Source organism: Salmonella sp. 2018103, from assembly GCF_026247685.1.
In the GTDB taxonomy this organism is placed as follows: Bacteria; Pseudomonadota; Gammaproteobacteria; order Enterobacterales; family Enterobacteriaceae; genus Salmonella; species Salmonella enterica.
The window spans coordinates 682,419-695,454 of the sequence record NZ_CP111029.1; the positions used below are offsets into that span (position 1 = coordinate 682,419).

A 13,036-nucleotide genomic window follows, 5' to 3' on the forward strand; every position below is an offset into this window, starting at 1 on the left:
ACCAATTCGAATTGCTAATTAAACCATGACGCAAACTTATAACGCTGATGCCATTGAGGTACTCACTGGGCTTGAGCCGGTACGCCGCCGCCCGGGGATGTACACCGATACGACCCGCCCCAACCATTTGGGTCAGGAAGTAATTGATAATAGTGTGGATGAAGCACTGGCAGGTCACGCCAAACGCGTGGATGTCATTTTACATGCCGATCAATCGCTGGAAGTGATTGACGACGGACGCGGGATGCCGGTGGATATCCATCCGGAAGAGGGGGTTCCGGCGGTAGAACTGATCCTTTGTCGACTTCATGCCGGCGGTAAATTCTCCAATAAGAACTATCAGTTCTCTGGTGGTCTGCATGGGGTGGGGATTTCGGTCGTGAATGCCCTGTCAAAGCGCGTGGAAGTGACCGTGCGCCGCGACGGTCAGGTCTATAACATCGCGTTTGAAAACGGCGAAAAAGTGCAGGATTTGCAGGTTGTCGGCACCTGCGGTAAACGTAATACTGGCACCAGCGTCCATTTCTGGCCGGACGAAAGTTTCTTCGACAGCCCGCGTTTTTCTGTCTCTCGCTTAATGCACGTTCTGAAAGCAAAAGCGGTGCTGTGTCCCGGCGTGGAAATCACTTTTAAAGATGAAGTGAATAACAGCGAGCAGCGCTGGTGCTACCAGGATGGCCTGAACGACTATCTGGGCGAAGCGGTAAACGGCCTGCTGACGCTGCCGGAAAAGCCGTTTATCGGTAATTTTAACGGTGAAACGGAAGCTGTTGACTGGGCGCTATTGTGGCTGCCGGAAGGCGGCGAATTACTGACGGAAAGCTACGTCAACCTGATCCCGACCATGCAGGGGGGGACGCACGTCAACGGTCTGCGCCAGGGCCTGCTCGACGCGATGCGCGAATTTTGCGAATACCGCAATATTCTGCCGCGCGGCGTCAAACTGTCGGCGGAAGATATCTGGGATCGCTGCGCTTATGTGCTCTCCGTGAAAATGCAGGACCCGCAATTTGCCGGGCAGACCAAAGAGCGTCTGTCGTCGCGTCAATGTGCGGCATTTGTTTCCGGCGTGGTGAAAGATGCCTTCAGCCTGTGGCTGAACCAGAACGTGCAGGCGGCGGAACAACTGGCAGAGATGGCGATTGCCAGCGCGCAGCGGCGACTGCGCGCCGCAAAAAAAGTGGTACGCAAAAAGCTCACCAGCGGTCCGGCGTTGCCGGGGAAACTGGCGGACTGTACCGCGCAGGATCTTAATCGGACCGAGCTGTTCCTTGTGGAAGGGGATTCGGCGGGCGGTTCCGCCAAGCAGGCGCGCGATCGCGAATATCAGGCGATCATGCCGCTCAAAGGTAAGATCCTTAACACCTGGGAAGTCTCTTCCGATGAAGTGCTGGCCTCGCAAGAGGTGCATGATATTTCCGTGGCGATCGGTATCGATCCGGACAGCGACGATCTGAGTCAGCTGCGCTACGGCAAGATCTGTATCCTGGCGGATGCGGACTCCGATGGTTTGCATATCGCTACGCTGCTTTGCGCGCTGTTTGTCAGACATTTCCGCGCGCTGGTGAAGAATGGTCATGTCTACGTCGCGCTGCCGCCGCTATACCGTATCGATTTGGGTAAAGAGGTCTATTACGCGCTGACGGAAGAAGAGAAGGCGGGCGTACTGGAACAACTGAAGCGTAAGAAAGGCAAGCCGAACGTACAGCGTTTCAAAGGCTTGGGTGAAATGAACCCGATGCAGTTACGCGAAACCACGCTTGATCCAAATACTCGCCGCCTGGTGCAGCTCACCATTAGCGATGAAGACGATCAGCGTACTAACGCGATGATGGATATGCTGCTGGCGAAGAAACGTTCTGAAGATCGACGCAACTGGCTACAGGAAAAAGGCGATCTCGCGGATCTCGACGTGTAACGGTTGTTGCACGCTTTATCCGGTCTGCATGCCGCAGGCCGGATAAGCGAATCCGACATGACGCCGCAGCCTGATGGCGACACTTGCGCATCGCATCAGGGCGACGTCAGACGAGGGTAATAACTTAAACGCCGGATTCCAGAATACGAATATTCATTTCCAGCACATCGTCTTTTACCGCGTCGCTGTAGGCTTTCATATGCGGGGTTTGCAGATGTGCCTCAAGGTGCGCAACGCTTTCCCACTGTTCAATCATCACGATCGAGTCAGGCGCCAGAGTCTGAAAACTCACGCCCGCGGCATGATCCACCATCGGCGCGTAACCGTGGCACCCCTCTTCTTTAAGAACGGTTGGAATAATTTTCGCAAACTGGTCGAGGACGGCCTGACGGTGATGTTGGCCCGGACGCGTGCGAATTTCGGCAATGACGGTAAGCATGGTTAACTCCTTCTAATTCCAGGATGACCAGTTAAGCAAAAATTTCGCTCAGATGCTTGCGATATTCTGCGGTATAGCGCGGAACATCCGGCATTTTAATCACGTCGTTGGCAATAAACGTTGGCAGCGCGTCCATGCCCAGGAACTGGTTGGCTTTATGGAATGGCAGATAGACGCCATCTACGCCTACGCCGTGGAAAAACTGATCTTTTTCGGTAAATGCTTCCATCGGCGCGTTCCACGTCAGTGACAGCATATATTTTTTCCCCTGCACCAGACCGCCGGAACCGTACTTTTTAGCGGCATCGGAACGCGTGCGGCCATCGCTGGCATAGAGCGTGCCGTGACCTTCGGTAAAGACATCATCCATATATTTTTTTACTGTCCATGGCGCGCCCATCCACCAGCCTGGCATCTGCCAAATCACCACGTCAGCCCAGACGAAATTCTGCACCTCTTCTTTAATGTCATAGTCGCTGTCGGCGCGGACGATCTTAACCTGATGACCCAGATCGCGCAGAAGCCCATCGGCAACTTCGGTCAGGGTGTCATTCAACTGGCCGTTGGAGTGCGCGAATTTTTTCGCCCCGTTGATAATCAGGATGTTACTCATTTTGTGTCCTCAAGAAATGCGTTTGCTGCTGATTCTACGCTGACGGGCGGTGCGGTGAAATTAGCAAAATGTGCAAAGTCTTTTGCATTTTTGGCAAAAGTCTCTGTTACCAACTTACTACGGCCTCAAATCCACCTTCCGCGGCGTTGCCAAACGACACCGTCATGCCGTGCAGCGTAGCGATGCGACGGACGATTGATAATCCCAGACCGCTACCGGTCACACTTTGGCCTGGCGGGCGGTAAAAACGCTCGCCGATATGCGTCAGAATCTCTGGCGCTACGCCGGGGCCATTATCTCTGACGGTGAAGCTGCGGGCATGTAAGGTAACGTCGACGACGCTGCCCTGCGGACTGTAGCGAATCGCATTATCCAGCAGGTTACGCACTAACAGGCTTAAGAGTAGCGGCTGGCCGGTACGTATGACGTCATGGGCGTTAAGCTGTAAACGCACGTCGATATTCGCCTGCTGCGCCGGATGATAAATATCCATTACCGCGGACTGCAGCAGCTCTTCCAGCGAAATCTCCGCTACATCCTGCAAATTATTGAGCGAGTCGAGACGCGATAACGTCAGTAGCTGATCGACCAGCCGCGTGGCGCGATCGATCCCCGCATGGAGCTGGGTCAGCGCTTTATCACGCGATAGCGGATCGTCGCCCGAGAGCTGCGCCACCTCGGTTTGTACTTTCAGCGCGGCCAGCGGGCTGCGCAATTCATGGGCAGCGTCGGAGGTAAATCGCCGTTCGCGCACCATCATGGAGTGGATGCGGCTAAAAAGCTGATTAAGCGCTTCGACCAGTGGGCGAACCTCGCTCGGTACGCCTTTGGCGTCGAGCGGCGTTTCCGATTCCGGCGACCGGAAGCGCAGCGCCTGCGCCAGTTTTTTCAACGGTCTGAGCTCGCGGTGAAGCAGGAGTAATAAAATCAGTAGCATGAAGGGAAGGGCGAGCAGCCACGGCGTTAATTGCGCCGCCACGATCGCCAGCGCCATATCTTCGCGGTAATCCCACTCCTGACCGACGACGATACGATACTTACCGTCCGCCGAGTTCAACCACAAAAAACGCCAGAGATCGTTGTCATCCTTCAGATAGCCATTGTCGAAACCTTCGCGGCGATAGCGATACGGAATATCCTGGCCGTTGTCGCCATCATGCAGCAACATTTTGCCGTCAGCGGAAAAGATGGCGAATGCCAGCGCATCGTCATCGATATGCCCATGTTTTAATTTCTTTGGCGTATGCGCCATGCGCTGCGGGGCATTGATCTCGTTAAGATCGAGGGTGCTAAGCCGTCTGGCGAACAACATCAACTGTGTGTCAAACAGCTCGTCGACATTATCCGTCGTCTTTCTCCAGGCCACAAAACTGGAGATTGCCCAGGTGATGGAGACCAGAATCAGAAAAATAAGCGTCAGCCTGACGCGCAGGCTGAGACGTTGCGTCAATTTCATGCGTCACCCAGGGTATAGCCGATGCCGTGTACGGTGCGAATAAATTCACTGCCGAGCTTGCGGCGTAAATGATGAACATGGACTTCCACTGCATTGCTGGACACGTCGTCATCCCAGTTATACAGCTTCTCTTCAATAAGCTTGCGCGGCAGCACGCGACCTTTGTTGCGCAGTAAGAGTTCCAGCAACGCGAACTCTTTTGGTTTTAGGGCCAGCGGTTCGCCGGCAAGCGTTGCGACGAGATTGCCTGGATTGAGCGTCACCTGGCCGTGGCGCAATTCGCTACTGGCCTGACCGCTGGCGCGGCGTACCAGCGCCTCCAGACGGGCGGCGACCTCAATGAGCGCGAAAGGTTTACATAAATAGTCATCGGCGCCCAGACGTAGCCCCTCGACGCGCTCTGCTAACGCGTCGCGCGCCGTCAGGATCAGGACCGGTTCCTGTTTACCCTTTTCGCGCCATTCGCGCAAAATATCCCGTCCGTCCATGCCTGGCAGCGTCAAATCTAAAATAACCGCATCATAAGGCGCGCTGTAAAGCGCCTCTTTGCCCGGACGTCCCTCGGTAAACCAGTCGACGCTGAAACCCATTTTACTCAGGCCCGCTTTTATGCCATCGCCAATAAGTGTGTCATCTTCTACCAGTAAAATTCGCATCTGTTCTTCCTTGCGGTAACTCGCGTTACCGTCAGTTAACCTTGTCGCCGCAGGCGATGTACAGAAAAAAAGATTCTTTTTTTGCCTTAAGAAGTTGTTAAGGATTACCTTATTAAATGGATCTGAAACGACATGAAAGGGAAAAGTAATCATGAAAAAATTAGCTGCAATCGTTGCCGTTATGGCACTGTGTTCTACCCCGGTTCTGGCGGCTCAGCAGGGCGGTTTCTCCGGCCCGTCGGCGACGCAAACGCAAGGCGGCGGATTTGTCGGCCCGAACGGCAGCAGCACGACGGTAGAGAGCGCTAAATCGCTGCGTGACGATGCGTGGGTAACGCTGCGCGGGAATATCGTCGAGCGCATTTCCGACGACCTGTATGTGTTTAAAGATGCGACCGGTACTATCAATGTGGATATTGACCACAAGCGTTGGAACGGCCTGACCGTAACCCCGCAGGATACCGTTGAAATTCAGGGTGAAGTGGATAAAGACTGGAACTCTGTCGAAATCGACGTAAAACAGATTCGTAAAGTGAATCCGTAATCCCACATTGCGCAAGATCGGTCAGGATTCACAGCCGCCCGGTGGGCAGAATAGGCCACAAGGAGGCAGTGATGAATGACCTGATCAGCGCGGCTTATTCCGAACGTCTGCGGCGCGTTTGCGACCACATTGAGCGTCATCTGGATGAGCCTCTGTCGCTTGAGGTGTTAAGCCGGATGGCGCACAGCTCGCCGTTTCATTTTCACCGGCAGTTTACCACCTGGAGCGGGCTTCCGCTCTATCGCTATATCCAGTGGTTGCGTTTGCGCCGCGCGTCATGGCGGCTGGCGTTTAACCCGCAGGATAAAGTTATCGATATCGCGCTGGATGCCGGGTTTCAGAATCCGGAGTCGTTCACACGTGCTTTCAAAACCGCGTTTGGTCAAAGCCCGCGCCGGTTTCGGCAATCGCCGGACTGGCTGGCCTGGCACCAACGCGTTCCTAAACTTGCGTTACAGGAGCAGCATGTCATGGACGTAAAAATTGTTGAATTTCCACCTACCCGCGTCGCGATGCTGACGCATCTGGGGCATCCGGATAAGGTCAACGCCAGCGCGGCGAAATTTATTGCATGGCGGCGCGAAACGGGGCAGTCGCCGATTGCCAGCAGTCAAACTTTTGGTATTGCCTGGCACGACCCGCAGACGACGCCGCCGGATCAATTCCGCTTTGATATCTGCGGCAGCGTCCACCAGCCGATAGCCGAAAATGACGTTGGCGTGGTGAATAGCGAGATTCTTGGCGGGCGCTGCGCGGTGGTACGCCATCAGGGATCGCTCGACAGCCTCCCGGAGAGCGTGTGGTATTTATTCCGCGAATGGCTACCGGCCAGCGGCGAGACGCTGCGCGATTTTCCGGTCTTCTTCCAGTACCTGAATTTCGTCAATGAGGTGGCGGAACATGAGCTGCTGACGGATATCTATCTGCCGCTTCGTTAACTTCCTCGTCACCTGGCTCACGGTTTGTGACTCAGACCGTGAGATAGGGTATTATCTGCGGCAATATTGCCGTCCGAACGGTCAGCATGCAGATTGAGGATCCCCTGTTAATGAGCGATATGGCAGAGCGCCTTGCGCTACATGAATTTACGGAAAACGCCTACTTAAACTACTCCATGTACGTGATCATGGATCGTGCGTTGCCGTTTATTGGCGACGGCCTGAAGCCGGTACAGCGCCGCATCGTCTATGCGATGTCAGAGCTGGGGCTGAACGCCAGCGCTAAATTTAAAAAATCCGCCCGTACCGTTGGTGACGTACTGGGTAAGTATCACCCGCATGGCGACAGCGCCTGCTATGAAGCCATGGTGCTGATGGCGCAGCCGTTCTCTTACCGTTACCCGCTGGTCGATGGCCAGGGGAACTGGGGCGCGCCGGATGATCCGAAGTCATTCGCGGCAATGCGTTATACCGAATCTCGCCTGTCCAAATACGCCGAGCTGCTGTTAAGCGAGCTGGGGCAGGGGACGGCGGACTGGGTGCCAAACTTCGACGGCACGATGCAGGAACCGAAAATGTTACCGGCGCGTCTGCCGAACATCCTGCTGAACGGCACCACCGGTATTGCGGTGGGCATGGCAACAGATATCCCGCCGCACAACCTGCGCGAAGTGGCGAAAGCGGCGATTACGCTGATTGAGCAGCCGAAAACGACGCTGGATCAGTTGCTGGATATCGTCCAGGGGCCGGATTACCCGACCGAAGCGGAGATCATTACCCCACGTGCGGAAATTCGTAAAATTTACGAAAACGGGCGTGGCTCCGTGCGTATGCGCGCGGTATGGACCAAAGAAGACGGCGCCGTGGTAATTTCCGCGCTGCCGCATCAGGTGTCTGGCGCGAAAGTGCTGGAACAGATTGCTGCGCAGATGCGTAATAAAAAACTGCCGATGGTAGACGATCTGCGCGATGAATCGGATCACGAAAACCCGACGCGTTTAGTGATTGTCCCGCGCTCCAACCGTGTGGATATGGAACAGGTGATGAACCATCTGTTCGCCACCACCGATCTGGAAAAAAGCTACCGTATTAACCTGAACATGATCGGTCTGGATGGTCGTCCGGCGGTGAAAAACCTGCTGGAGATCCTCACCGAGTGGCTGGCGTTCCGCCGCGACACGGTGCGTCGTCGTCTGAACTATCGTCTGGAGAAAGTGCTTAAGCGCCTGCATATCCTCGAAGGTTTGCTGGTGGCGTTTCTCAACATCGACGAAGTGATTGAGATTATCCGTAACGAGGATGAGCCGAAACCCGCGCTGATGTCGCGTTTCGGCATCAGCGAAACCCAGGCGGAAGCGATCCTCGAACTGAAACTGCGTCATCTCGCCAAACTGGAAGAGATGAAAATTCGCGGTGAGCAGGACGAGCTGGAAAAAGAGCGGGACCAGTTGCAGGGCATTCTCGCGTCCGAACGCAAAATGAATACCTTGCTGAAAAAAGAGCTACAGGCAGATTCCGATGCCTATGGCGACGATCGCCGTTCTCCGCTGCGTGAGCGCGAAGAAGCTAAAGCGATGAGCGAACACGATATGCTGCCGTCCGAACCGGTGACTATCGTGCTGTCGCAGATGGGCTGGGTGCGCAGCGCCAAAGGTCATGATATTGATGCGCCGGGGCTTAACTATAAAGCGGGCGACAGCTTTAAAGCCGCGGTGAAAGGTAAGAGCAATCAACCGGTGGTGTTTATTGATACCACCGGTCGCAGCTATGCTATTGATCCCATTACGCTTCCGTCGGCGCGCGGGCAGGGCGAACCGCTGACCGGCAAACTCACGCTGCCGCCGGGGGCGACCGTAGAGCATATGCTGATGGAAGGCGATGACCAGAAACTGCTGATGGCGTCGGATGCGGGCTATGGCTTCGTTTGTACGTTTAACGATCTGGTTGCCCGTAACCGTGCCGGTAAAGCGTTGATTACACTGCCGGAAAATGCGCACGTCATGCCGCCGCTGGTGATTGAAGACGAGCACGATATGCTGCTGGCGATTACCCAGGCCGGACGGATGTTGATGTTCCCGGTTGACTCTCTGCCGCAGCTGTCGAAAGGCAAAGGGAATAAGATCATTAATATCCCCTCTGCGGAAGCGGCGAAAGGCGATGATGGACTGGCGCACCTGTACGTGCTGCCGCCACAAAGCACTCTGACTATCCATGTCGGGAAGCGCAAAATCAAACTGCGCCCTGAAGAGTTACAGAAAGTGGTCGGCGAACGCGGACGCCGTGGCACATTAATGCGCGGCCTGCAGCGTATCGATCGCATTGAGATTGATTCACCGCATCGCGTAAGTCATGGCGACAGCGAAGAGTAAGACAGGGGCACCCGTAGGCCGGACAAGGCATTTAAGCCGCCATCCGGCGCTCTGCCGTTGCCGGATGACGACGCAGTAGCGTCTTATCCGGCCTACGGTTTCAGATCGGATTAACATTAAAATTTCCCGTAAAACCGTTGTTTATTCGTGCATTGCGATTAACAATACGTTTTTCCAGAGAGCCACACTTACCAAAATCCTAACCTGAATTTCAGGTGACGTAGAATGCCGGGCTCTTAGGCCTTCAGAGGTTGTTATGCTATATATTTTTCGTCTTATTGTTACCGTTATTTACTCCATTCTGGTCTGTGTTTTCGGTTCTATTTACTGCCTTTTCAGCCCACGTAACCCAAAACACGTGGCGACGTTTGGACATATGTTCGGTCGTCTGGCCCCGCTGTTTGGCCTGAAAGTGGAGTGCCGCAAACCCGCCGACGCGGAAAGCTATGGCAATGCTATCTATATCGCTAACCACCAGAATAATTATGATATGGTCACGGCGTCGAATATTGTGCAGCCGCCAACGGTGACGGTGGGGAAAAAAAGCCTGCTTTGGATCCCGTTTTTTGGGCAACTGTACTGGCTGACCGGTAATCTGTTGATTGACCGTAATAACCGCGCCAAAGCGCATAGCACCATTGCGGCAGTGGTTAACCATTTTAAAAAGCGCCGTATTTCTATCTGGATGTTCCCTGAAGGTACGCGTAGCCGGGGACGCGGTCTGCTGCCGTTTAAAACCGGCGCGTTTCATGCGGCTATCGCGGCTGGTGTGCCGATCATTCCTGTCTGCGTTTCCAACACCTCTAACAAAGTCAATCTAAACCGCCTGAACAACGGACTGGTTATTGTGGAAATGCTGCCGCCAGTCGACGTCAGCGAATATGGTAAAGATCAGGTTCGCGAGCTGGCGGCCCACTGCCGTGCGTTAATGGAGCAAAAAATCGCGGAACTTGATAAAGAGGTTGCGGAACGTGAAGCGACCGGTAAGGTTTAAGCAGCCTTACTCTGTTATTGTAGAAATCATTTTTTCAGGCACAACTCTTTAGCCTGTTTTACATGGAGCTTATATGTCATTCAGTCGGCGTCAGTTTCTTCAGGCATCGGGAATCGCACTATGTGCAGGCGCGATTCCCTTCAGGGCGAATGCTGCCGGTCAGCAACAGCCGTTGCCTGTTCCGCCGTTGCTGGAGTCCCGTCGCGGGCAGCCGTTGTTTATGACGCTACAGCGAGCGCACTGGTCCTTTACGCAAGGCACGCGCGCGCCGGTCTGGGGAGTGAACGGTCGTTATCTGGGGCCGACAATCCGCGTCTGGAAAGGCGATGACGTTAAACTCATCTATAGCAACCGCCTGGCGGAAAATGTCTCCATGACGGTTGCTGGTTTACTGGTGCCGGGGCCGCTGATGGGTGGCCCGGCGCGTATGATGTCGCCGAACGCGGACTGGGCGCCGGTGTTGCCGATTCGTCAGAGCGCCGCGACGCTGTGGTATCACGCTAACACGCCTAACCGTACTGCGCAGCAGGTGTATAACGGCCTGGCCGGAATGTGGCTGGTCGAAGACGACATCAGTAAAACGCTGCCCATTCCGAACCATTACGGCGTGGATGATTTTCCCGTCATTATCCAGGATAAACGGCTGGATAACTTTGGGACGCCGGAGTACAGCGAACCGGGAAGCGGTGGTTTTGTCGGCGATACGCTGCTGGTGAACGGCGCGCAAAGCCCCTATGTCGAAGTGTCCCGCGGCTGGGTGCGGTTACGGTTGTTGAACGCCTCGAACTCGCGGCGCTATCAGCTTCAGATGAGCGATGGCCGGGCGCTGCATGTGATTTCAGGCGATCAGGGCTTTTTACCTGCGCCGGTTTCCGTCAAACAGTTGTCACTGGCGCCCGGCGAGCGACGTGAAATCCTGGTTGATATGACCAACGGCGACGAAGTCTCGATCACCTGCGGGGAAGCGGCCAGCATAGTCGATCGGATTCGCGGTTTCTTTGAGCCTTCCAGTATTCTGGTTTCTACCCTGGTGCTGACGTTACGACCAACCGGATTGCTGCCGCTGGTGACCGATAATCTTCCGATGCGTCTGTTGCCGACGGAGATCATGAGCGGCGCGCCTGTCCGCAGCCGGGACATCAGTCTTGGTGACGATCCGGGGATTAACGGCCAACTATGGGATGTGAATCGCATTGATATTACGGCCCAACAAGGCACCTGGGAGCGCTGGACGGTACGCGCCGATATGCCGCAGTCGTTCCATATTGAGGGCGTCTCTTTCCTGATTCGTAACGTCAACGGCGCTATGCCGTTCCCGGAAGATAGAGGCTGGAAAGATACCGTCTGGGTGGATGGGCAAGTCGAACTGCTGGTCTACTACGGTCAGCCGTCCTGGCCGCACTTCCCGTTCTATTTCAATAGCCAGACGCTGGAAATGGCCGACCGCGGCTCGATTGGGCAAATGCTGGTGAATCCGGCGTCGTAAAGGCGGACCAGTGATATTCGATGAGAATCAGTGAGGAGGGATGGCGGCTGCTGACGTTCTGGATGTTTACTGCAGCGGCTATCTTATTCTGTTCTTCATTGTTATTTGCCTGGCTTTTTTGTTCCAAACGCCTCGTCGCGTGTTGCTGTGGATTGCTTTGCCACAGATTACGCTGGTTCTTTTGCTATGGTTTGCTGCGGGTGATGAAACGCTTTTCTTCCCGATTGGCGCAGGGTGGATACTGGGGCTTAGTTTATTGCTGGCGCTACTGTTTAGCCACCGATTACGCCAACCACACCACCTTTGGGCCGGGTGCCATGCGGTCGTATTGCTGCTGTTGTTAGCGCACATAGGGGATATTCTCGAGAGGCATCATCGGCGCGATGCCTATCAGGCACAGCAGGCGGCGGAAGAAACGCTGTTACAAAAAATCGATACGACCGATGACCGCTCTTTTTTAAATCATTTGATGTCGCAAGCAATGCAGTCGCAAAACGCAGGGGATTGGTGGACGAATAGGCGGATTGAGCATCTCGCAAAACGCATTTCCCCTTTTGATATTGCTGATGGAACTGAAAAAATTTGGTTGGTTTTGGCCATCGACCGGCTTAATCGTCCTGCCGTTGGGGCGTTTGCCTCCTGGTTTATTGGCGATTCTGTACAGGCAAAGCAATATCGGTATCAGCTTTTACAAAACAATCCATTATTGGACCTACTGAATCGTATTTTTAATGATAGTATGGCTGATGAACAAACTTTTCTGCAACAACAACTTTTTGCGCGAGATATTTGTACCAGTTTGATTAGCGTCGTGCCGGAATTATTGACGGACGAACTGTATGCGCAAGCCGTTGCCTTTGATAATAGCAACAAACCGAAACCTTTCTCATGGCAGTTTGAATTCGATGTATTTTATCATCAGAAAAAATAACGGGCAATAATGAATTTGGGAAACGGATAGAATTTGTTGTTGATGATAATATCCACCGTGCTGGGCAATATATACAATCATCGTATTGGCTATAGTTATTAGTGCGTTTAGCTCGCTGTGTTATCAGAAAATAGAAACGAGAGATTTGAATTCGGTAGTGAGCATGGAAAGTAAGGATGCTTTATGGTTGAATCATTTGCGTGGATGATGTGGGATTCAGTAATATTGATGAGCGCGTGGGGGATTTATGGCGTCGTATTATTGAGGTTAATTGTCGGCGCATTTGATTCTTTGCGCTATCGGCGGGTTTTTTTGCGTGTTGTTCTTCCGCAGGTGAGCGTTGTTTGTATATTGTGGGGAGGATTATTCTGGATCGATTCAAAAAATATTTATATCGTATATTTATTGATATTAGGATTGATGCCCTCGATAATAATTGCTATTTTTTCTAGTCGAGAGTCTCCATTTTTTATTCTGGGAACTATCGTGTCCCATACTATTTTTTTGTTCGTTTTCGTTTATGTGATGGACGGCCCGCGATTATGGCACCACATTGGTGAAGACTGGGATAACTATAAAATTACCCGACTGTTTGAGCGCGCGAAGGGGGATGTTCAGGTTTTGCAGGATGCCTCTTGTTATCAATTGGCAAGTGTTTTGACGCTGGCTGCAGAACACCGCGATACACCGGA

Annotated in this window: 11 protein-coding genes; 7 read left to right on the forward strand and 4 right to left on the reverse strand. The window is 53.6% G+C overall.

The window, feature by feature from the left end; genetic code table 11:
* Nucleotides 1–25 precede the first annotated feature (25 nt).
* Complete coding sequence (gene parE / locus OLG56_RS03280) at nucleotides 26–1,918, forward strand: DNA topoisomerase IV subunit B (RefSeq protein WP_000195315.1); 1,893 nt, start codon at nucleotides 26–28, stop codon at nucleotides 1,916–1,918.
* Nucleotides 1,919–2,042: 124 nt separating this feature from the next.
* Here parE and OLG56_RS03285 read toward each other — a convergent pair whose 3' ends face one another.
* From OLG56_RS03285 to qseB, 4 genes are all read right to left on the reverse strand, one after another.
* Entirely contained in the window at nucleotides 2,043–2,357 is a 315-nt protein-coding gene (locus OLG56_RS03285; RefSeq protein WP_000958587.1) for a putative quinol monooxygenase, read from the reverse strand.
* 31 nt (nucleotides 2,358–2,388) lie between these two features.
* A complete protein-coding gene (locus OLG56_RS03290) occupies nucleotides 2,389–2,970 on the reverse strand; it encodes an NAD(P)H-dependent oxidoreductase (protein WP_000065416.1) in 582 nt (193 codons plus the stop codon).
* A 106-nt stretch (nucleotides 2,971–3,076) separates the two neighbouring features.
* Nucleotides 3,077–4,426: a quorum sensing histidine kinase QseC gene (qseC, locus tag OLG56_RS03295; RefSeq protein WP_000779333.1), complete on the reverse strand. Its 1,350-nt coding sequence runs from the start codon at nucleotides 4,424–4,426 to the stop codon at nucleotides 3,077–3,079.
* The gene (qseB, locus tag OLG56_RS03300) at nucleotides 4,423–5,082 is read right to left on the reverse strand and encodes a quorum sensing response regulator transcription factor QseB (RefSeq protein ID WP_001221574.1); all 660 of its coding nucleotides are present in this window, start codon (nucleotides 5,080–5,082) and stop codon (nucleotides 4,423–4,425) included. The genes qseC and qseB overlap by 4 nt, the downstream gene beginning before the upstream one ends.
* Before the next feature lie 151 nt (nucleotides 5,083–5,233).
* Between qseB and OLG56_RS03305 the strand changes: the two genes are divergently transcribed.
* The 6 genes from OLG56_RS03305 (at nucleotide 5,234) to OLG56_RS03330 (ending at nucleotide 12,344) form a co-directional block, all read left to right on the forward strand.
* A complete protein-coding gene (locus OLG56_RS03305; RefSeq protein ID WP_000731552.1) occupies nucleotides 5,234–5,626 on the forward strand; it encodes a YgiW/YdeI family stress tolerance OB fold protein in 393 nt (130 codons plus the stop codon).
* A gap of 71 nt (nucleotides 5,627–5,697) precedes the next feature.
* A complete protein-coding gene (locus OLG56_RS03310) occupies nucleotides 5,698–6,564 on the forward strand; it encodes an AraC family transcriptional regulator (protein WP_207011550.1) in 867 nt (288 codons plus the stop codon).
* 110 nt (nucleotides 6,565–6,674) lie between these two features.
* Nucleotides 6,675–8,933 carry a DNA topoisomerase IV subunit A gene (parC, locus tag OLG56_RS03315; protein ID WP_001281853.1) on the forward strand — a complete coding sequence of 753 codons (2,259 nt, stop codon included), beginning with the start codon at nucleotides 6,675–6,677 and terminating at the stop codon, nucleotides 8,931–8,933.
* Between the two features lie 256 nt (nucleotides 8,934–9,189).
* On the forward strand, nucleotides 9,190–9,927 hold the full coding sequence (gene plsC, locus OLG56_RS03320) for a 1-acylglycerol-3-phosphate O-acyltransferase (RefSeq protein ID WP_000965733.1): 738 nt from the start codon (nucleotides 9,190–9,192) through the stop codon (nucleotides 9,925–9,927).
* A 73-nt stretch (nucleotides 9,928–10,000) separates the two neighbouring features.
* Nucleotides 10,001–11,413: a cell division protein FtsP gene (gene ftsP / locus OLG56_RS03325; RefSeq protein ID WP_000010650.1), complete on the forward strand. Its 1,413-nt coding sequence runs from the start codon at nucleotides 10,001–10,003 to the stop codon at nucleotides 11,411–11,413.
* Between the two features lie 40 nt (nucleotides 11,414–11,453).
* On the forward strand, nucleotides 11,454–12,344 hold the full coding sequence (locus OLG56_RS03330) for a hypothetical protein (protein ID WP_235596651.1): 891 nt from the start codon (nucleotides 11,454–11,456) through the stop codon (nucleotides 12,342–12,344).
* Nucleotides 12,345–13,036: the final 692 nt, after the last annotated feature.